Source organism: Thermodesulfobacteriota bacterium (assembly GCA_034189135.1).
Taxonomy (GTDB): Bacteria; Desulfobacterota; Desulfobacteria; order Desulfobacterales; family JAUWMJ01; genus JAUWMJ01.
Window position 1 is genome coordinate 1 of the sequence record JAXHVO010000069.1, and the last position, 21,635, is coordinate 21,635.

A 21,635-nucleotide genomic window follows, 5' to 3' on the forward strand; every position below is an offset into this window, starting at 1 on the left:
ACCTTTAACGAGTTGCCAATGCAAGTAAATTATGCATTTTCTGGAAAATCTTCGTTTTACTTCTATGCGATTTTACATCGTAAATTCAAACAGTTTTCAATTGTCGTTCAGACACTAGTTATTTTCATTTTCAGTGTCTTCGTCAGATACCGCCTGGCAGGTTTTACGTCTCAAAATCAGGTCTGCCATTTTGGTTCTAAACTTACGATAAAATTGAAATTGGCTGACAATCGTCCAGATAATAATGATAAAAAGAATCAATGAAACCGGCCGGGTGAAAACGGGCATAAAACTTCCCTGTGATACCATCAACGCCCGTCGCAGATTTTCGTCTGCCATTGGACCGAGAATCACACCGATGACCAACGGTGCGATGGGATAACCCATTTCCGTTAAGAAGTAAGCAATGATGCCCACCGGCAGCATCAGGTAGAGGTTGAAAATATTCAGCCCCAACGAATAAGATCCGATGATGCACAGCACACCGATAATCGGCATAAAGATCTGGGTGGGAATCCGCAGCACCTTAACCACTTGTTTGGCCAGCAGCATGCCGGAAACCCACATGGCCATGGATGCCAACAGCAGGATGGCGGCCACTTCCATGATGAACGTGGGGTGTTCAAAAGTAATCATGGGACCCGGCGTTACCCCATGCAGCATAAGCGCCCCCAACAGCATGGCAGCAGGCGGGCTGCCGGGGATTCCCAGGTTCAGCAATGGGATCTGCGCACCACCCACACAAGCATTGTTAGCTGTTTCGCTGGCCAATACGCCTTTTAGTTCACCTTTGCCAAAGGTTTCCGGATGTTTGGATGTGTTTTTGGCCGTTCCGTAAGAGACCCAACCGGCAATGTCTTCTCCGATGCCGGGCACGGCTCCGATACCGACACCGATCAAGGCCGATCGGATGATCGCGGGAATGTTACGGATAATGGTACCGATTTCCGGGATAATGCGCTGGAGCTTCTGGGTTTCGCCGATTTGAAAGCGATCTTTAAGCACCTGAATAATTTGAGGGATACCGAAAGCCCCGATGAGCACCGGTACCACCTCGACACCACTTTCCAGTTCGGTAATACCAAAGGTGAAACGTGGGTAGAATTGAAGCAGATCCCGACCCACACAAGCCAGAAAAAGCCCTAAAAAACCGGAGATCCAGCCTTTAATGACCAGATCGGGGCTGGTCAGTGTGCCGCTGATCAGAATGCCGAAAAAGGCCAGCAGAAAAAATTCAAACGAAGTAAATTGCAGTGCAAAGTAAGAAATTAACGGTGAGATGCTGACCACAAAAATGATACTGATGGACGTGCCGATGGCGGAAGCCGTGGTGGTCAATCCGATGGCCCGGCCCCCTTCGCCCTTGCAGGCCAGAGGGTATCCGTCCAAAGCGGTGGCGGCAGCGGCGGCTGTTCCGGGAATATTGATCAAAATGGACGCATAGGATCCACCATAGGTTCCGCCGACATAAATGGCTAACAGGCACACCATGGCAAGGGCCGTATCCATACCGTAGGTCAATGCGGTTAGCAGGGCCACCCCCAGTGTGGAAGTCAAGCCCGGCATGGCACCGAAAATAATTCCCAAAATCACCGATCCAAAAAGGATGGCCAGGTTCACCGGGTCCGAGGCAAGATGAAATACAATTTCAAAAAAAGACCAGATACGGTCAAAAACCATCATAACAGTCAGCACTCCTGCAGGTGAAATTTCTAAAATTCAAAGTACCAAATGGCATCCATGGCCGCCACAATCAGGCCTTCGGTCGGCATGGGAACCAATAAAAGATATTTAAATATCGGGCCGATTAAAAACGGTGTCACCACGGCCAGAATGAGACTGGTTCTATATTTTTTGCGCAGAGCCGGAACGCTGCGAATTAAGAACCAGGTATAGATGCAATAGGATAAAATAAAGACAATCATGAGCCAATCGCTGGCAAAGGGCAGGATCGGCTTCAAAATGGCCGGAGCATTCAGTACAAAGTAAATGATGAAAAAAATGGTTCCGGCCAGATAGAAAACCAGCATTTTTTTCAACAGACGATCATCGTCAAAGTAAAACATGCTGATGAAGACCATCAGAAAATGAACACTGCACAGGAAGAAATCGATCCGGGAAATATTTAAATAGACCAGACTGAAAAATAACACCGTGATTGCGTAAAATCGGATGTTTGATGGGGTTTTCAGAAAACGGGTCATATCCATACTGATCAGCCAGCCAAGGACACGTCTAACCTCTTTCAGCCCAACTTCTTTCACAGCGGTTCGAACCAACAACGCACCCAGCAGCATAATCATGGCACCGACGAACAGGGGAAAAAGTGCGGGTGATACAAACCAGACGTTCTGTACGCCTCCCCAGGAATCTTTCATAGGCATTTTGGCGGCCTGACTGATAATCCATAATCCGAACAGAAAAATGATGCTGCCGGAAAATATGTCCGCCTTGCGTAGCTTATCCTTTTCCATCATGGTAAACGGTCCTTCATTTTTGCCGGTTTGCGTGTTCTCAGTACCTATACGATGCACCTCACCGCTGCAGGGGTCGGAATTCTTAAAGATACCGATCCTTACATCGGTGTTGATTCACCGTGGAATCGAGGAATTTTCCATAGTATGACAGTCGTTCCCTTATACTCCGGCGCAGGGGGTGCGAGAATCCATTTGCTTAGAATAGAGCCATCATAAATGATCATGGGCGCCCATGATCCTCGATTTTTAGGTCACTAAGGCTTTGGAATACCGAGTTTTGCGGGATTGACCGTAGCGGCTTTTAATTCCCACAGTGTCCATGCAAAATTGGACTCCAAGGCGCTGAATACTTTTTTTGACTCCGCCCCGGTTTTGCCCGAAAGCAGGTAGTAATTTTCTTTGGCCCAGTTTTTGACTTTGCTGGTGGCCATTGCTTTTTTAAATGCCTTCACCAGAGTTGCCTTGGCTGCTTTAGGCGCGTCGGCTGGAACGGCAAATCCGATCGCTTGAGAAATAGGCAGATATTTGGATAATCCGGGATACGAATCAAACGAAGACGGGATCGTTCCCAACCCTTCCACCTTGAAAGAATCCGGGATCAGCATTCCCAGTGCCCTTAATTTGCCTCCGCGCAGAAGCTGCTGTTGTTCTGCCAGAGAAGTGACCACCACCTGAACCTCGCCGGTCATGGCTGCATTCTGGCTGGGAGCGGAACCCTTGTAGGGAATAAAGTTAAAGTCGGCCCCGGAGCCGTTTTCCACTGCCAGCAGATTCAAATGGTGAATGGAGCCTGCACCGCTGGCTGCCGCTTTGATGCTGTTGGGTTTTTTCTTGGCAGCTTCAATGAGGTCCTTAAGGGTTTTGTAAGGCGTGTCAGGTGTGACGGATAGTACATCCGGAGATCCACCCACAATAAAGGTGTCCCACACATCGAACTTCTTGTTCCAGCCCCCCTGGACACCGGCAGTGACATTCGATTCGGAAAGACCGCACAGCGTATATCCATCGTGGGGCCGGGAGTAGGCATAGCTCATTCCCACCGAACCGGCCACACCTCCCGTTTTGTTAATGACGTTGACATTCACACCCAGGAATTTTGACATCTCAGCGTGGATAATTCGGTTGCAGGTATCGGTTCCACCGCCGGCGCCCCAGACGACCACGGCTGTGATATTTCGTTTGGGAAAGCTTTTGGCATACACACCGGTCGTTACCGCCAACAATATTACCAGACAGATAAGTAAAATCTTTCTCATTTGATTATTCCTCCGCTTAAATTTGTTGTTTAAATGAGCTCAAAGCATTGCCGGTCACCCTTGCCATCTTAACCTTTGATTTAAGCCAGCCATAGAGTAAAACTTTGTTTCATTGCTGATTCTTCCATGCCATGTTTGTCAATCCTTTCGAGCGGGCAAGGAGCTTGGCCGACCGATTTGCTTTGAGCGACCCTTCCTATTTTTTTATCCCCCCTTTCTATTTTGCGTTTCCTGCATAATGCCGATTAAAGCCTCGTGAAAGACAAAAAGAACAGATCCGCAGCTAAATGAGCGAAAAATTATAATGACGCTTATCCCTCTATATTATTCTAAATCCAACCCGCGGTGTTAAAGTGATCGGAAACAAATGTTCCCGGCGGTACCAGGCGGTTGCAATATTTCATATCCTCACTGTTTAACTTAATTTTGCTTGCCGAAAGTAATTCCTTTAAATGATTTAGGGTTCTGGGGCCGATGATGACGGAAGTGACTGAATGGTTCCTTAGAATCCAGGCCACTGCTATTTGAGCCAAAGTGCAGCCCTTTGCTGATGCACACCTGTTCAGATCGAGAGCGACGTCAACCCCTTTCTGTGTAATACGTTCTGCAAATATTTTTTTTTGTGAACCACGGCTTTGTTTTGGCAGTCTGGCCGCATTCTTATATCGACCGGCCAACACACCCTGAGCCAGTGGGGACCACGTCATCATTCCCAGATCGTAAGCCTGGCACATGGGTAAAATCTCATTTTCTATGCGGCGATCAAGCAGGTTGTACGGTGATTGTTCACAGATAAACTTGGGATACCGGTTGGTCTCGGCAATCCATAGTGCTTCGACCACCCGCCAGGCTGGATGGGTGGAGCAGGCGATATATCTGATCTTTCCCTGACGGATCAGAAGATCCAAAGCTTCCAGAGTCTCTTTCTGGGGTACGCTGAAATCTGTCCGATGTAAAAAGTAAATGTCGATGATGTCTGTTTTTAGCTGTTTGAGGCTCTTTTCGCAGGCATTGATGATGTGGTACTTAGTGTTTCCGCAATCGTTCGGTCCATTGCCTGTTTTACTAAAGACCTTGCTGGTAATGAGGACTTTTTGACGTTTGTGGCTTTTAACCAATGCATCGCCCAGTATTTTTTCACTTTGACCGTCGGCATAAACATCGGCGCAGTCAATAAGGTTGATACCGGCATCGATAGCTGCATCAATTATGTTTACAGCTTCTGAAGCCGGGGTGGGATATCCAAAATTCATGGTTCCCAGTGCCAGCTCGGAAACTTTTAGGCCTGATCTTCCCAGACGCCGGTAATTCACAAGATCTCCCCTCCTATGACAATAGATGCTGCAATGCGGCTAATGGTTGACAGCCAATGATCGCTTTCCGATTTCATTCTTTAAAAAATCAATGGTACGGATAAAATGCTGTCGCATAAGCTCTTCGGCATCGGCAGATTCACGACTGCAGATCGCCTCAATCATTGCCCGATGTTCGTGTATGGTTTCATCCGGCGGCCGCACCAATCCTTCTGAAGAAATCACCTGATATGAAAAACTAATGATATTATACACTTGTAAAATGCTTTTTAAAAATTCCTTGGATCCGATTTCAGTGACGTAGCTGTGAAACTGCCGATCCTCCCTGGCGTACGCCTTGTATTGGGTATGTTTGATGGGGGGTGAAAACTGCTTGAAAAAACGGCTGAGCTTGTTAATTTGGCTATCACTGATACAAATTGCCGCCCTTCTGGCCGCCAGTCCTTCGAGCACTTCCCGTAATTCAAATATGGTGACCATTTCCTGAACGGTAAACAGGCGGACAAAAAAACCTTTGCGGGGCTTGGCTTCAACCAGTTTTTCTTTTTCCAGATACTTGAGTGCGCTGACCAGCGGGGTTCGGCTGATGCCCAGCTCATGGGCCAATTTTTCCTGAGGGATTTTATCTCCGGGTAGAAGTTTGCGGTTAATGATCATTTCTTTGATAATCAGGTAAGCCTTTTGATCCAGATTTTCGTATTCCGCTCCCAGGTTTTTCATCCATCCTCCTTTCCAGAAGATCTAACGACTCGACGGGAATAAGCTTTAGATTAGAGAGAAACACACCTAACCACATTTTGCATTTTGTATGCAAAATTTAGTATGCAGAACTCCTAGTATCTGTCAAGAAAAATCTTCGTTTTTTATCTTGAATTATAATATCGTCTGTTTTGTTGCAGTGTTAAGGGAAAGCATTGGAAAGGGATTTCAAGAAAAATTTCTGTTTCGCATCATTAAACTGATTCCAAACCATGGACCGTCAGGATAAAAATGTTTTTTTTATTTTTTACCGTGAAGCAAACCAATGGTACGACGTTGAGTTAAAATTTATAGGAAGCTCAGCACAAGCAGAAGAAGCGGAAGAACCACCACCAACATTGCTGTGGTAAAAAACCAGCACGAGTTGGCCAGGTCGATATCCAGGTCGTATATCGATGGAGGGATCAAGGCGTTGAAAGCCACCGGCATGGCGGAAAGAATAACGATCACTTTCAAGGGGAGACCGTTATCGATGGTATCAAAACCGATGAGATAGGCCAAGCAAACGGTCAACACCGGCACCAATACGAATTTTATAATAGATACGGCCACGCATTCTTTTATATAGTCCTGCACTCGTCTGAACTTGAGCGCCATACCGATAGAGGCAAGCAATAAAACGGTCCCCAAGGGTACACAGACAGCAACGATTGACTTGAATATCGCCGGACGGTTTAAGTTGCTGATATTTAATACACCTCCTAAAATAATACTCGATAAGGCAACAATGATAAAGGGATCCTGCAACAGATCTTTCAGTCGCCGGGTGATCTGTTCATCTTTATCGCTGCTGCTATAATACTTGGCAATGGGGAACCCGACTGCATAATAAGACAACTCTTCAAACAATTTATAGATGGGTACCAGCGCAAATCCGGTCTCACCTAAAAACACAAAACAGATCAGAGCGCCAATGGAGCCGATATTGGTAAAGGAGCCGCAGCCGAACATGGCGCCGATTTTACGCGGTTTGAGTCTGAGTAAACGAGCGGCAAGTAAGGCCAGAATCCCACCGGACATCAGCGCAAAAAGACCGTTAAATGGTAAAGCTGCCAAACGCACATCATGTATGCTGGCGACCCAAATGGCGCCGACAATGGCAATAGGATTGATAAACAGCAGGGCTATCTTCTGGAGTAGTTTGCGCAAGGTATCAATCGGTATGGGGAGGTTTAAACGGCCGCGTTGAACCAGGATTTGAATTCCATATCCTAAAAGCAAGCCTAATAAAATGATGCTGAAGGAATAGATAAATTTGGACATTATCACATTGTCAAAAAATGAAAAGTTAAGATCAATTTAGCAGACCGAATAGACATCGAAACTATAACTGCCAGGCAAAACATTTGCAAGAACCATCATCCAGACATCACAGTCCAATGGCTTCTGTGTTCTTTTTCATTGAGGACTTGTTTGACAAAGCAATACGTTTTTTTTAATATATCAGCCACATCAAAAAAGCGTTAATCAGTTGATGAGAGCAAAAGATATACACGCCAGATGGAAAATACCCTTATTATCTTTAGGTTAATATCTTACTGACTGTTTTTGTAAGATATCGGGTAAAGGATATGAAATAATGGTTAATAAAAGAAAATGTAAAATAATCGTTTCTGTAGCTCCTGTGGGAAAGGAAGTACCGGAGACTTCGTTCAATCCAATCACCCCTGAGGAAGTGGCTGAAGAGGTAACGGCCTGTGCCGAGGCCGGCGCCAGCATGGTGCATCTGCATGTGCGTGACCGTTATGGAAACCAAACAGCCGATTTAACCGATTTTTCACAAACCCTTGATCGCATTCGGCCGGCCTCGGACATCATTATTCAGGGATCCACCGGCGGTTTGGTGGACCTTTCCGTGGAAGAACGCAGTACAGCCTTGAATGACCATCGGGTGCAAACCGCCTCACTGAATATGGGATCGGTCAATTTCGGCGATGAGGTCTATGTCAACACACTGCCGAATATTCAATACTGGGCCCGTCGCATGGCAGAAGAAAGAATCGTTCCGGAGCTGGAAATTTTTGAAGCGGGAATGATTCCTGTTTATAAGCAACTGATGGCAAAAACCGTTTTGCGAAAACCGTTTTCTTTCAACTTCATTCTTGGTGTAGAATGGGGGATGCCGGCAGTTCACCAGAGCCTGTTTTTTTTGACCTCGTTTCTGGACCAACCGATTCCATGGGGCATCACTCATGTCGGGATGACCGATTTTTCACTGCTGGCAACTGCGATTGGTTTGGGGGCAGCCGTTGTGCGGGTTGGATTTGAAGACAGTGCGTTTTATGCACCTGGTAAAGCAGCACATGCCAATGTCGAGCTGGTCGAACGGGCGGTGGCATTGGTTCGTCACATCGGATTCGATGTGGCCACCATCGAAGAGGCTCGGGACATTCTGGGGGTTTTAAAATAGCGAACGATCCGGTATTACGAAACGACCAACCTCGATAGGTAGACCTTAGCCAACGATCTTCGTATAACCTTTTGTTTTTATATAGTTAAATTGATACCAGCCTATTTTTTTTGAAATAACAAATAATTGGCTTGCTTTCTCGCCAAATAAGATTATTATATATGCAATCAATTAAGTCCCGTTTAAAGTGCGGGACAGTTTCTTTCTGAAGGAATAACCCATTTATCATAGTGGCACCCTCCAGTTTGCGACGTTGAAAATTTTATAAAAGGAGGATGTTATCATGGCCAATGGAACGGTTAAGTGGTTTAACGACCGCAAAGGGTTCGGATTCATTGAGCAGGAAGAAGGATCGGATGTGTTTGTTCATCATTCAGCAATTAATGCAGACGGTTTTAAATCCCTCAATGAAGGCGATCGAGTTTCCTTTGATATCGAGCAAGGACAAAAAGGTCCTGCTGCGGCAAATGTCACTGTGATTTAACCTTATTTTCTGAACAAAAGGGGTATTCCTTCCAATACTGAAGGGATGCCCTTTTTTTTGGTTTGAATTTAAACGTATACCATTGGCGATCATCAGACCGTATGCTGTTTCTCAAAAATATATTCTGTTTTAAACGATGAAAAACTTGTATATAAGAAATCGTAAAGAAAGAACTAACCGTTTTTATTATAATTAATATCACTATGACCACGACTACAATAAAATAACCATATTGCACTTGTGTTCTTTCTTAACGATTTCTAATACACTCAGACAGTTTCCTCATTTAAAACGGAACATATTTTTGAGAATTGCTATAGACCTCAATAAGTTCACCTGTCGCTCATTTTCCTGTGGCCAGTATCAAAAATAACAGCCAGCCCGGCTGCACACCCGACGCTGAGGGAAGCTAAATGACTTTCGTTTAATAAAAAATTAACTGAGGGGTCGGGGAGTTTTTCAAGCTCTACTCAGTTCGTCCGGAGAAGCGCCCATTCGCCCGTATCCGCCTTAACAATCATTTCGAGAAACCGGCGTTCGGTCCGCCTAGGCGGAATGAGATTCGATTTGAACCAGCCCCAAGGGACAGAACCCCACGGCAGCGTTGATCGTCTCTGCCTGTATGGATTTAACTGAGAAGATAGGGGGCGTGTACAGAGTACTGAACTTATTTGTTAAGGCTGATACGGGCAAATGGGCGCTTCTCCGGACGAACGACTAACAATCATTAATGCTCAAACGGTTCACCAAAAAGGCCATTGATAAAAAATTTCCCGACTCCTCAATTAACTACCGTGATGGATTATTAAAGGCTTCAATGAAGAAGACACTGGTTATAATATTTTTCCTTATTTCATCGGCAAATACCCTGTTTGCCGATGGAGTCTTTGCAAAAAGCCCTTCAACCATTTCCTGGGGTTTATTAATCATCAGCCTGTTCGGCGGTTTGGCTCTTTTCCTGTATGGAATGGAAAAAATGAGCGAAGGGATGAAAAAATCCGCCGGAAACAAAATACGGTCTGTTCTTGCGGCTCTGACCAGCAATCGGGTGATCGGACTTTTTGTCGGCGCCTTCGTCACCATGGTGATCCAGTCCAGCAGTGCGACCACCGTGATGCTGGTGAGTTTCGTTCAGGCCGACCTGATGAGCTTTGCCCAATCACTGGGCGTGATCCTGGGTGCCGATATCGGCACCACCATCACCGCCCAGTTAATCGCCTTTAAACTGACCGATTACGCTCTGTTAATGGTCACCATCGGTTTCGGCATGCGTATGTTCGGGAAAAATGATAACGTGAAGAATATCGGGGAGGTCCTGTTGGGATTCGGCATCCTGTTCTTCGGGATGAAGCTGATGAGCGATGCCATGGAGCCGCTTAAGACCTGGCCTGAACTCATCAATCTGATGAAAGGTCTGGAAAATCCGCTGTTGGGTCTGTTCATCGGCACGGTATTTACCGCCCTGATTCAAAGCTCCAGTGCGTTTACCGGCATCGTCATTGTTCTGTCGCAACAGGGATTGATTACACTGGAGGCCGGCATTCCCCTGGTTTTCGGTGCCAATATCGGCACTTGTATTACGGCCGGCCTGGCCAGCATCGGCACATCGCGTGAAGCAAAACGGGTGGCTCTGGCCCATGTTGTTTTTAAGGTTTGCGGTGTCATTTTATTTATTTTTTGGATTCCGGCCTTTGCTGACCTCATTCACGGCATTGCCGCAAAGTTCGAATCCACCCCGGCCCGTCAGATCGCCAACGCCCACACCATTTTCAACGTGAGCCTGGCGCTGATCTTCCTCCCCTTTTCAGCGGTTTTTGCCGGATTTTTGCTGAAAATCCTGCCTAAAAAAGAGAAATTAAAAGGGGTGCTCCCGGCCATACGACATTTGGATGAGAGCATGATTACCACCCCGGAATTTGCCATCGATCTGGCACGGACAGAAATATCACGAATGGCCAGAATACTGGGTCGAATGTTGCGGGCCATCATTATTCCGTTTATCTCCGATGCGAAACTGATCAGCCATGAAGTGCAACCCAAAGATGAAGCCGATCTGCTGATAGAAGAAATACCCACCCAGGATGAAATATATCCTCACCTTACGCTTCGTGAAGGAATTGATATGCGGGAGGAAAAAATTGATTTTATTGATGAAAAAATTGTGGATTACCTCATCCAGGTTGCGCGACAGGAGCTGTCGGATGAGCAGGCCAACGAGGTGTATGGCATGATTACCATTGCCAATGACATGGAGAGCATCGGCGATATCATTCACCGCAATATTCTGCCGCTGGTGGATAAAAAGAAGGAGCTTAACGTCGATTTTTCCCAGGATGGCAAGGAAGAATTGATGATTTATCACACCAAAATGTGCAAACAAATAAGCCGGTTAAAGGAAGCGTTGGATGAACGTAATAAGGAAACGGCGCAAAAAATTATGGCCAAAGAAGAGAAATATTTCAATCTGGAAACAAAATACCGCTTAAAGCATCTGGAACGACTTCACCAGGAACAGATGCAATCGGTGAAAACCCATGAAATTCATATGGAACTGATGGATCTATTAAAACAGGTGAATGTTTACACGGGAAATATCGCCAAAACCTTTCTCCATACGTGGGGGTAAATTTCTCCATGGAGCTTAATGCGATCATTGATCCTGATTACTTTTTTTCTTTCGTCTCTCATCTTCACTTCTTCTGAACCGTAAACTTCTCTTTTCAGGGCCGTCATATGAGGAGGATCCCCCTTTTCTATTATCTTTACCGGAACGGCGATCTTTACCGGATCTTCTATCTTCCATTATTTAAGCCCTCTTTTATTGGTTTTTACACATACCGGCTCAACCGGACAGCCAGCTAAATAGTAATGCAAAAATCATGCAAATCACCTGACGATGCTGAAAATAGGTGAAGCAAATTCCAAACACCCTCTTTCACAGCCGGTGCGTAGCTGCCGGAAAACTGAGTCAAGGTGAAATGTTAAGTGGTGAAAAGCGAGCTAAAAATCTAAATTATCTTTTTATTCAATCAGTTAACCTACATCGGGCATATCGCATTTCCCCGATTAAAATTCGGCATCTTCCATTTGACCTTGAAAAGGTGGCAAGCACTTTAAAACCGACCCAACTAGTATACCGAGATTTCCCCCCTTGCAGGGATAATGACCCAAAAGCATTGAGAATTGAATACCATAAAAACTAAGAAAGAGATTTCTCATACGGCAGTTTCACCTCCACTCGGTCATCCGCACTTATTCAAGGAATTTTTACCACCGCATTCATTATAAACCACAGTTGGTTGTTTTTGGTATGTGATTGACAGTTTGCCTGCATCGCTGTTATTCATTTAAGACCTTGGAAAAATGGCGGTTGTTTTCGGGTTCAGCAAAGGCGATTCGCTTTATTCGGAATACCCACACGACTATATTTAATATTTCAGAGGATGAAGTTTGAACCTGTCGAAGCGAAGCGCAGATTCCAGTCGTCATGGACGCACAAATCAGGTAGATTGGCACCAGACAGCGAAAAGTGCCGTTTTTCAGAGGTCTCATCTGGTGTATGAATGAAATAGATCACGCATGCGTAAAACACATTATTAAACGATAGAACAAGGTTGTCAATAAAAAGAGTAATGGAAACATTCAGCAGGGTCATATTTGACAATTCAAATACAATGGATTCGATTGATTCGGAAAGTGTGGATCTGATCGTTACCTCTCCACCGTATCCGATGATAAAAATGTGGGATGAAATGTTTTGCCGTCAAAACCGGCCCATAAGGGATGCCTTAAAAAAAGCTCACGGCATGACGGCTTTTGAGCTGATGCACCAAGAATTGGACCGGGTATGGAAGGAAGTCTTCCGTGTTTTGAAAAATGGAGGGTTTGCCTGCATTAACATCGGCGATGCCGTCAGAACCATAGGCGGGGACTTTTGTTTATATCCCAACCATGCGAGAATTTTACATTTTCTTCAAGGTGCAGGTTTTAGCGTTTTGCCGGATATTTTATGGAGAAAACAAACCAACGCACCCAACAAATTCATGGGGTCAGGTATGCTGCCGGCCGGGGCCTATGTTACCCTGGAGCATGAATTCATTCTGATCGCGCGAAAAGGTCCAAAAAGGAATTTTAGTAAAAAACAGGAAAAAAGAAACAGACATGAGAGTGCTTTTTTCTGGGAAGAAAGAAACGTGTGGTTTTCAGACATATGGTTTGATGTTAAAGGCGCATCGCAGGTATTGGGTGCCACCGAAAGCAGGACTAAAAGCGCTGCCTTTCCCTTTGAAGTCGCTTACAGGTTGATAAATATGTATTCGGTTAAAGAGGATGTGGTTCTGGATCCTTTTTTAGGGACCGGAACAACCATGGCTGCAGCCATGGCATCCGGCAGAAACAGCATTGGTTTTGAAATTGATGTATCTTTGTGTGATGCAATTGCCGCTATCAAAGACCACATTGTTGATTTTTCCAACCAGCATATCTCCAACCGGATTGAACGGCATATCGATTTTGCCGCAAACTGGATCAAAACAAAGGGTCCGATGAAGCACATCAACAAATATTATCAATTTCCCGTAATTACCGCCCAGGAAACCCAGCTAATGATTAATCACTTACTAGATGCTAAAAAAATGAATGAAAATACATTCAAGGTGACCTATTCCGATAAACCCTAGGAAATTTTTTGCAAAGACTGGGGCCTGGAACCCAACCACGATACCCATGAAACCGTGCAGGGGAAAAAGCGAAAAGCAAAACAGTATCGTTCTTCATTGAGAAAAAAGACGGCGGTCCATTCTCAGCTTAAGCTGTTTGTAAAATAATTGAAAAAACATCATTTCCGTGGTAAATTAACAATGGTCAACCGGATAGATTCAGCCAAGGCGAATTTAGTTAACACGATCCACAACCACGGAACTTGGAAATGACGTCGCCAAGAATACTCCTTAATGCATATCAAATCCGGGCAAAAAAAAATCTGGGCCAACATTTTTTATCTGACCCGGCAACTGCCCGGATGATCGTCAACCGGAGCCGCATTACACCGGAGGATGTGGTTTTGGAAATCGGTGCAGGTCTTGGTGCACTTACTATACCTGCATCCCATACGGCGAAGAAAATTTTTGCGGTTGAAAAAGACAGGCAGATCATAGACCTGTTAAGAACACAGCTGCTTGCCAGTGACATTTCCAATGTTGTTTTAATGGGCAACAACATATTGGATATAGATATAAACACGCTTGTGGACGAGACCAACGGCAAAATGGTGGTGATTGGCAATCTTCCTTATAATATTTCATCACAGATCCTGGTTAAGCTCATAGAATCACGAAGGAATGTTTCCCGAGCCATTCTTATGTTTCAGAAAGAACTGGCGCAGCGTATTACGGCCAGTCCGGGTGGCAAAGATTACAGCCGGCTTTCGGTCATGCTGCAATATTGTGCCAACATCAAATCACTGGCAACCGTCAGGGCCGATTTGTTTTTTCCCAAGCCAAAAGTCGATTCAGCGGTTCTGGAGATAAAATTTAAAGACCAAGCGGATTTCCCTGTCGGCAATGAGTTGCTTCTTTTTGAAGTGATCAAAGCAGCTTTTGGAAAAAGGCGAAAAACACTTAAAAACGCACTTTCAAACAGCATACTCAATATTGATGTGAAAACAGCCCTTGGCGCATTAAATCGTTCAGGGGTTGATTCCGGCCGCCGCGCGGAAACTCTGACTGTTTCTGAATTTGTCAATTTAAGTAACTGTCTGAATGAAGTTTTAGAATTGTCCCCGTAAGGATACGTTTGATGATAAAGTCAAAAGCACTGGAAGTGAATATAGCCGATTATCATGTGGATGTGGAGATAAATGCAAAATATGCGAAACTCCAGGAGGTGATGTCCAAATATTACGGCCTGATGGAAGGCTTGAATACATTTTTAAAAGAACTTTCACACCCTTATAAAAACTGGGGCTTTATTGTAAAGGAAGCACGGGCGTATTGTCTGGAATATTTTCACCTGATGAAAAAACATCCAATGGGAGCCGATGCGGCAGATGCTTATATCGATATCTTTATTGAGGCCATTCAATCCACATCAGATGAAGGTGTAAGAACGGATGCCGTGGACAACCTGCTTCTTTTTTTACAAAAAATCATCAGCGACGCCGGATCGGACATCGAGAGATTTATGCCGGTGGTAAATGATTGTTTTCATCGGATCATCGATTCCCCCGAAGCGCATTTCTTCTTATTTGTTAAAAGCTTTTATCAGATAAACCAACTGGCTGAAATGTTTTATCATCGTACGACCAATCTTACATCCGGCTATAAACAAATTAATCTGCTGTTGCTGAAATATTACCGGCATACATATTCTTACTGGCAAAAGAAGGGAGATCCGAAGACCTGGTTTGAAAAAGAAGCGGAAGGTGTGGATCTCATTGAAAAAGCGGATGATATTTTTAAAGACATATCCTTGGAAAAGATCCAGAGTGTCAACAAACAACTGGACCAAATTAAGAAAACTGAAAATATAGAATCTGAAGAGGTGCTTAAAGAACTGGTTAAACTTCCGGGTTACAGCGCGATTGTTGAAATCTACCGAAAAACTCCCTCCAGGCTGCTTGAGGCTGGAAAGAAAAGCGGTAAGGGGAACCAGTGGAAAGTGATATTTTTGTTTCACATCATGAACATTTCCGGACTGTCGATGATACACGAGGAAGTGTTAAGAAGTATCAACAGAACGTTAAGCTGGCTGATCAGTCATGAAAGCCATATGTATATCCGGAAGCTGATTGAGAAAACGTTTTCTATTTTAAAACACACCAGCGATAGGTACCCGGCCACCGCGCTGAACTGCGTTCTCAATATGGGAAAAGGGGTTTACAAAACCGATGAAAGCGATCTGGTTAATTTTTTTATTGATTCCGTCATCGATCTTGGATTTGAAGCGCCTATGATCAGCGGTGTCGGAGATGACTGGCAGATAAAGGTCAACACCGCTCATATTTTGAATATACGCACCTGGCTTCAGCTTGTCGAGCTGAATCCAAAATGGTCCACCCGGCTACTTTCAGTCATGATTATCCACCTGTCCCTTGGTGGAGTATTTATTAAAGATATCGATCTGTTCCCTCGTGATATCACCCGGTTTTTAAACAGCGAAATCGGACCGGTATTCAATCTTGCCAAGCAGCTTGCCCGGATCTTTCCGGTTTATTTCAATTTTATTGGCGCTGAGGGTCAGTTAAGAGATATTTCTACCCAGATTGATGAAATATCACATCGAAAGGATATTCTCATCCATTTCCTGCGGAAGCAAAGCCACGTCGAAAGCAGCAGCCAGATCATCTATTTTATGGAAGCCATCTTTCATTTCTGGGCAACCAGGGAAAAAGAAAAGCTTAAGCCGTTTGTTCCGCCAAATATCTACAGTCAAATTGAAACAAAAGGGATTCATCTAGATGGGGTCCATACTGTGGTGTCGCATCTTGGTGAAAAAGGGTTTTTCTTGCCGGATGATCTTTTGACCATCAAAGAGAAAAAACTCAGGCAGGTTTTTAAAAGCATTCCGGGTGCAGAAAAAAAGGATTTTAAGAGAGTAGAGCTGTTAATAAACTTATATCAGCTGTTAAACCAGAAATATAATATTGAACATATCGAACTGAATAATTACATCACCCAGCTTTCCACAGAGGCTTTTTCCGATTTGAACGTGCTAAAGCAGGCGCTTTCACTGACTGATGTGAAGCAAAAGCTGAGCGAGCTGCTCGATTATCTTGACCGGCTGAAACAGCTGATCTTATCTCCCCAACTCTATGAAATAAGGGAAGATATTTATAAAAAAAGACATATAACCGTGGATATTCCTTCCATGTATGGAAGCTACCACGAAATGAAATTCGATGCCTTGGGACTCACCTTTCGGATTGAATCTTTGGTCAATGTTCTTTTTGAGCAGCTGGTGGAAAACATAGATCTCAGTCTGATAACCAAGGCGACATTTTACCAGATCTATGAACAACTCAAGCTGTTTAACCAGGCACTCAAGCTGGACGGAATTTCATCGGCAGAGATCCAGCAGCAGCTGGACCTTCTTGCCCATTCCCTTGAGATTAGGGGATTTACCTTCACCCAGTACCTTGACATTTTTAAAGGATTTGCGCTGGCGGTAAAAAATATAATCAATGATTATTTTAACAATACTCACGAAGAAAATCTGAGCAGAATTCTTGCCGATCTAGATGTTAACCGAATTCAGGCAAAATACCTTCCCCGGGAAACTGGGTTTGATACTGAAAAACTGGTGTACCGGGTTTCCGAAATTTTTTTCCGCGACCAGATAGCCCTCTCACTGGGCCTGCAGCAGCTTGATCTTTTTATCAGTCGTATTTTAAACACCCTTTTTCAACAGGCGGACAAACTTCCTAAAGATAACCTTCATAAACTCCTTATCTATGATCCCGAAAATGCGATGACATCGATTCATCATGTCGGCAGAAGGGTGAACGGCAGCATTCACCTGGGCAATAAAGGGTTTAATCTGGTTAAACTTCATAATTTGGGTCTCCCCGTACCCCCCGGATTTATCATCACCACCGAGGTTTTCCGATGCAAAGATGTGATTTATAGCTATTCCGCTGCTGAACAGAATTTCAAAGAACAGGTGGTCCATCACATATCTGCGGTAGAAAAAGCGACCGGTAAAAAATTTGGCGATCCGAGCAACCCGCTTCTTTTTTCCGTACGGAGCGGATCCTCTATTTCCCAGCCCGGCATGATGGACACGTTTCTTGATGTTGGAATCAACGAAGAAATTACCACCAGCCTTGCCGCCAAAAGCGGGAATGAATGGTTTGCCTGGGATAACTATCGCCGCTTTCTGCAGTGCTACGGCATGGCCTTTGGCTTGGAGAGGGATGATTTTGATGCAATCATCAGCGAATTAAAACGCAGAGCAGGCATTTCCTACAAAAGGCAATTTACCGGAAAACAGATGAAAAAGGTGGCATTCACTTATCGATCGATGATCAAAGAATCCGGCATCGAAATCATAGAAGATCCTTTCGAGCAACTTTACATGACAATAAAGAATGTTTTCGACTCATGGAAATCTTCCAGAGCAAAAACCTTCCGTAAAATCATGGGAATATCAGAGGACTGGGGTACCGCCGTTACCGTCCAATCGATGGTTTTCGGCAATATCTCCGGTTCATCCGGAAGCGGTGTTTTTTTTACCCATAATCCCAGATGGTCGGAAGACACGATAAGGTTATGGGGTGATTTTACCCTTGGCAATCAGGGGGAAGATGTGGTTGCCGGGCTGGTGAATACCCTGCCGATTTCCATCAGTCAGCAGGACATTGAAATGCGGGAAACAGATATTACCCTTGAGTCTCACTTTCCGGATATTTATCTGGCTTTAAAAGCCTGGGCAAATGATCTGATCTATAATGAAGCGTGGAGTCCTCAGGAAGTGGAGTTTACTTTTGAAACTCCGGCGATTAGTGATCTCTATCTGCTCCAGACGCGGGACATGGCCATGAGGGAACGCAAAAAGGTGATAGCCTTTGACCCTGCTGAAATTAGCGAAGAAAAATATTTGGGGCATGGTATCGGCATCAGCGGCGGAGCCATGAGCGGTCGCGTGGTTTTTAGCCTGGAAGATATAGATAAATGGAGAACCCTGGACCCGGAATCATGTTTAATTCTGGCAAGGAGCGATACAGTCCCTGATGACATCCGGGAAGTTTTTGCAGCGGATGGGCTCTTAACCGCACGTGGCGGAGTAACTTCCCATGCATCTGTGGTGGCGCACAGGCTGGGAAAAACATGTGTGGTCGGCTGCAGCGATTTGGTCTGCAAGGAAAAGGACAAAAAATGTATTTTCAATCAGGTGATGATTGAATCCGGAGGCTATATAAGCATTGACGGTCGTGAAGGATCTGTTTATCAAGGATTGATAAAGGTAAAAGAAGCATAATTGACGGTTTGGTAAAAAGCCCAACTGATGCGTTGGTGCGATTTTTCAGGAACTCAACATACCAGTTGTATTGTCTCGTTCCTGAAAAATCGCACTGCCTTGAACTTTTTACGAAACCGTCTAAATCGCAGTTTTAAGAGACCGTCAGAGTTGTTTAGCTTAAAAAAATTGCAAGGTATAAATAAAGGAGGAAACATGGAAACGACACTTGGCATAAACGGATTCGGTAGAATCGGTAAGCTGTCTCTCTGGCACCATATCGGACGAAAATATTTCAAAGAAATTGTCATCAATATTGGCCGCGAGGTGGGGACTTCTTTAGAGGATATCGCTCATTACGTGGAAAGGGATTCCACTTACGGCCTGCTCCGTCAATATTTATACGGCTATCAAGCAAAACCGGTAATCAGCGAGTTGAATCAAGAAAAAGGCTCGATGATCATAGATGGTATTTTGGTTACTTTTCTAAGATCTTCCAGGAATCCTGCCAAAATCGAATGGAAAGACAGCGGCGTAAAACTGGTTATAGACACCACCGGCCAGTTCCTTGACCCCACCCTGCCTGGCGATCATCCAAAAGGATCTGCAAGGGGCCACTTTAAAGCAGGTGCTGAAAAGGTCATTACTTCCGCACCGTTTAAAATCAAAGAAAAGGGAAAACCGATGCCGGAAGATGCGGTCACAACAGTCATGGGGATCAATGCCAGTGACTACGATCCCAGAAAGCATAGAATTATTTCCAATGCATCCTGCAGTACCACCTGCCTGGCACATATGATTAAGCCGATTCTTAATTATTTTGGTCCTAAAAAGATTTTAAGTGCGTCCATGGCCACCGTTCATGCGGCCACAGGGTCACAGCAGGTGCTGGACCGTCTGCCCAAACAGGGGAAAACCGATTTAAGAAAAAACAGAAGCATAATGAATAATATCATTTTAACCACCACCGGTGCGGCCAACGCATTACGGCTGGTGATTCCCGAAATGGACAAAATCGGCTTTATTGCAGAATCGGTCAGAATCCCCACAGTTACCGGCTCAATCATTATACTGGTCTTGGATCTTCAGGAAGAAATAAGCGGGGAGTCCGTACGCCGGGAAATGATTAATGACATATACAGGCAGGCTGCAGAAGATGACCCGTCCGGCTACCTGCATTTTTCAGAAAAGCAGAATGTTTCCTGTGACATTATCGGAACACCAAGAGCGGCCACCGTTATTGAAGGACACGAAACCCATACCCGTACCGCAGAGGTAAGCATAGACCTTAAAACGGTTCCAGGGGTAGAAAAAGAAGTGATGTCTGCGTTAAACAATACCATGCTCAGGATTCCGATCACACAGGCCGTTATATACGGCTGGTACGACAATGAGATGGGAAGTTATGTGAACATACTGGGGGACAGAACGGTGACAATCGCCGAGACGATGTAGTGACGTCAGCAAGAAAAACAGCCGGATAAGGACAAAACCGCCATAGATGCACGAAAACGGTTATGATTGAACCGAAGTCGTTCTCCGATCACTTCTAGTCCTTCTGAAATCCTTCCAATCGGTAAATACGGGATATTCTAGTGGAAACAAAGCAATCCGGTCACCCGGACAAACAGTGGAATCCATGTGAACCGCTTTATGGTTGACCATGGCCAGCTGCACCCGATTACAGGGAATTTTTAATTGCTTTAACAGATCGACCAGCGGGATCTTGGCTTTAAGATTTGTGTGAATGGTAAATTCATCTTGCTTTTTCACCCTGTTTCGCAGGGATCCGTACAAATGAAGTTGAATAGCGAATTTCATCATTATCTCCTTTTTGAAAAAAACAGCGGTAAACGATTTTATAGCAAACAGTATAAATCATAATGTGAGCAGCTGAAAATATGGTTGACTTAAGTCAAAATAAAGGGGAAGTTCTATAAAAGATTTGGCCAATCATCAGTGTATTGAGTTAATATATTGATAAAATTGAGTAAAATTGTTGACCGTTGAAATAGAAAGGTTGGGTCAGATAATGAAAAAAGGTGTAATCGGAGCCGGATTGATTTTATTCGTTTTAGTGGCAACCGGATGGAGCCTGGAGACAAAGGAGACCAAGAATATTATGTGTATCATTCAAACCAGTATGGGCAATATCGAAGTGGAACTGTTTCAAAACGATGCCCCCAAGACGGTGGCCAATTTCATTGGGCTGGCTGACGGCACCAAGGAATTTACCGATACCCACACCGGCAAAAAGGTTAAAAAATCTTTTTACGATGGTCTGATATTTCACCGGGTAATCAAGGACTTCATGCTTCAGGGTGGTTGTCCGCAGGGCGATGGCAGGGGCGGACCGGGATACTCCTTTGCCGATGAAATCGATGCCGTGGCTCTGGGTCTTGATAAAATAAAGGCCATAGACCCTAAAAAGGGCCCGCACCCTTATTTAATGATTCGCAGCCAGGAAGATTACCACCGAACCATTGTTTCGCCATTATTTAAAAGTTTGGGAATCACTTCCCAGGAAGAACTTGATAAAAGAAAGGAAGAAGTTGCCGACAGGCTAAGATCCCTTACTCTTAAACAGGCTTATGAAAATATGGGCTATTCGTACTCGGACAAGGGATCTCCCCACCCTCCGGTGCGAGGCTCTCTGGCCATGGCCAATTCAGGCCCAGATACCAACGGCTCTCAGTTTTTTATCAACCTGGTGGATACCAATTGGCTGACCGGAAAACATACCGTGTTCGGCAGGGTGATCAAGGGCATGGATGTGGTTGATAAAATAGGAGCGGTCAAAGTCGGTGCCGGAAGCAAGCCGGTTGATGAGGTAAAGATTATTTCGATACGGCGGAAAGTCTCCAACTAGTACAAAGTTTCATTAAAACATTTACATAAAATATAATATGTGATATAGCTTCTTCAAAAACTATGGAGGAAGCTATGCCAAGAAAAAGCCAAAGACCCAAATTACAATTAGAC

16 protein-coding genes are annotated in these 21,635 nt (G+C 44.7%); 8 read left to right on the forward strand and 8 right to left on the reverse strand.

Annotated elements, in window-relative coordinates; translation table 11 throughout:
- Nucleotides 1-114: 114 nt before the first annotated feature.
- From SWH54_10070 to SWH54_10095, 6 genes are all read right to left on the reverse strand, one after another.
- Complete coding sequence (locus SWH54_10070) at nucleotides 115-1,683, reverse strand: tripartite tricarboxylate transporter permease (protein ID MDY6791603.1); 1,569 nt, start codon at nucleotides 1,681-1,683, stop codon at nucleotides 115-117.
- 29 nt (nucleotides 1,684-1,712) lie between these two features.
- On the reverse strand, nucleotides 1,713-2,477 hold the full coding sequence (locus tag SWH54_10075) for a hypothetical protein (protein MDY6791604.1): 765 nt from the start codon (nucleotides 2,475-2,477) through the stop codon (nucleotides 1,713-1,715).
- 254 nt (nucleotides 2,478-2,731) lie between these two features.
- Nucleotides 2,732-3,733, reverse strand: coding sequence for a tripartite tricarboxylate transporter substrate binding protein (locus SWH54_10080; protein MDY6791605.1), 1,002 nt, complete (start codon nucleotides 3,731-3,733; stop codon nucleotides 2,732-2,734).
- 329 nt (nucleotides 3,734-4,062) lie between these two features.
- Nucleotides 4,063-5,046 carry an aldo/keto reductase gene (locus tag SWH54_10085; protein MDY6791606.1) on the reverse strand — a complete coding sequence of 328 codons (984 nt, stop codon included), beginning with the start codon at nucleotides 5,044-5,046 and terminating at the stop codon, nucleotides 4,063-4,065.
- A 39-nt stretch (nucleotides 5,047-5,085) separates the two neighbouring features.
- A complete protein-coding gene (locus SWH54_10090; GenBank protein MDY6791607.1) occupies nucleotides 5,086-5,766 on the reverse strand; it encodes a GntR family transcriptional regulator in 681 nt (226 codons plus the stop codon).
- 327 nt (nucleotides 5,767-6,093) lie between these two features.
- Nucleotides 6,094-7,068 carry a hypothetical protein gene (locus SWH54_10095; protein MDY6791608.1) on the reverse strand — a complete coding sequence of 325 codons (975 nt, stop codon included), beginning with the start codon at nucleotides 7,066-7,068 and terminating at the stop codon, nucleotides 6,094-6,096.
- A 316-nt stretch (nucleotides 7,069-7,384) separates the two neighbouring features.
- Between SWH54_10095 and SWH54_10100 the strand changes: the two genes are divergently transcribed.
- The 3 genes from SWH54_10100 to SWH54_10110 all read left to right on the forward strand — a co-directional run bounded on the left by SWH54_10100 (nucleotide 7,385) and on the right by SWH54_10110 (nucleotide 11,325).
- Nucleotides 7,385-8,215, forward strand: coding sequence for a 3-keto-5-aminohexanoate cleavage protein (locus SWH54_10100; protein ID MDY6791609.1), 831 nt, complete (start codon nucleotides 7,385-7,387; stop codon nucleotides 8,213-8,215).
- 283 nt (nucleotides 8,216-8,498) lie between these two features.
- Nucleotides 8,499-8,699 (forward strand): cold-shock protein, encoded by a 201-nt coding sequence (locus SWH54_10105; GenBank protein MDY6791610.1) that lies wholly within the window; start codon nucleotides 8,499-8,501, stop codon nucleotides 8,697-8,699.
- A gap of 730 nt (nucleotides 8,700-9,429) precedes the next feature.
- Nucleotides 9,430-11,325 carry a Na/Pi cotransporter family protein gene (locus tag SWH54_10110; GenBank protein ID MDY6791611.1) on the forward strand — a complete coding sequence of 632 codons (1,896 nt, stop codon included), beginning with the start codon at nucleotides 9,430-9,432 and terminating at the stop codon, nucleotides 11,323-11,325.
- Between the two features lie 24 nt (nucleotides 11,326-11,349).
- Here the strand turns inward: SWH54_10110 and SWH54_10115 are convergent, their stop codons facing one another.
- Nucleotides 11,350-11,502, reverse strand: coding sequence for a hypothetical protein (locus SWH54_10115; GenBank protein ID MDY6791612.1), 153 nt, complete (start codon nucleotides 11,500-11,502; stop codon nucleotides 11,350-11,352).
- An 829-nt stretch (nucleotides 11,503-12,331) separates the two neighbouring features.
- Here SWH54_10115 and SWH54_10120 point away from each other — a divergent pair.
- From SWH54_10120 to SWH54_10135, 4 genes are all read left to right on the forward strand, one after another.
- Nucleotides 12,332-13,378 (forward strand): site-specific DNA-methyltransferase, encoded by a 1,047-nt coding sequence (locus SWH54_10120; GenBank protein ID MDY6791613.1) that lies wholly within the window; start codon nucleotides 12,332-12,334, stop codon nucleotides 13,376-13,378.
- A 248-nt stretch (nucleotides 13,379-13,626) separates the two neighbouring features.
- Entirely contained in the window at nucleotides 13,627-14,484 is an 858-nt protein-coding gene (rsmA, locus tag SWH54_10125) for a 16S rRNA (adenine(1518)-N(6)/adenine(1519)-N(6))-dimethyltransferase RsmA (GenBank protein MDY6791614.1), read from the forward strand.
- 11 nt (nucleotides 14,485-14,495) lie between these two features.
- Nucleotides 14,496-18,674 carry a PEP/pyruvate-binding domain-containing protein gene (locus SWH54_10130; protein MDY6791615.1) on the forward strand — a complete coding sequence of 1,393 codons (4,179 nt, stop codon included), beginning with the start codon at nucleotides 14,496-14,498 and terminating at the stop codon, nucleotides 18,672-18,674.
- A 195-nt stretch (nucleotides 18,675-18,869) separates the two neighbouring features.
- On the forward strand, nucleotides 18,870-20,108 hold the full coding sequence (locus tag SWH54_10135) for a glyceraldehyde 3-phosphate dehydrogenase NAD-binding domain-containing protein (GenBank protein ID MDY6791616.1): 1,239 nt from the start codon (nucleotides 18,870-18,872) through the stop codon (nucleotides 20,106-20,108).
- Nucleotides 20,109-20,168: 60 nt separating this feature from the next.
- On the opposite strand, the gene SWH54_10140 is transcribed toward SWH54_10135, so the two are convergent.
- A complete protein-coding gene (locus SWH54_10140) occupies nucleotides 20,169-20,477 on the reverse strand; it encodes a hypothetical protein (protein ID MDY6791617.1) in 309 nt (102 codons plus the stop codon).
- Between the two features lie 208 nt (nucleotides 20,478-20,685).
- On the opposite strand from SWH54_10140, the gene SWH54_10145 reads away from it, so the two are divergent.
- Complete coding sequence (locus tag SWH54_10145; GenBank protein ID MDY6791618.1) at nucleotides 20,686-21,522, forward strand: peptidylprolyl isomerase; 837 nt, start codon at nucleotides 20,686-20,688, stop codon at nucleotides 21,520-21,522.
- The last annotated feature ends 113 nt before the right edge of the window (nucleotides 21,523-21,635 follow it).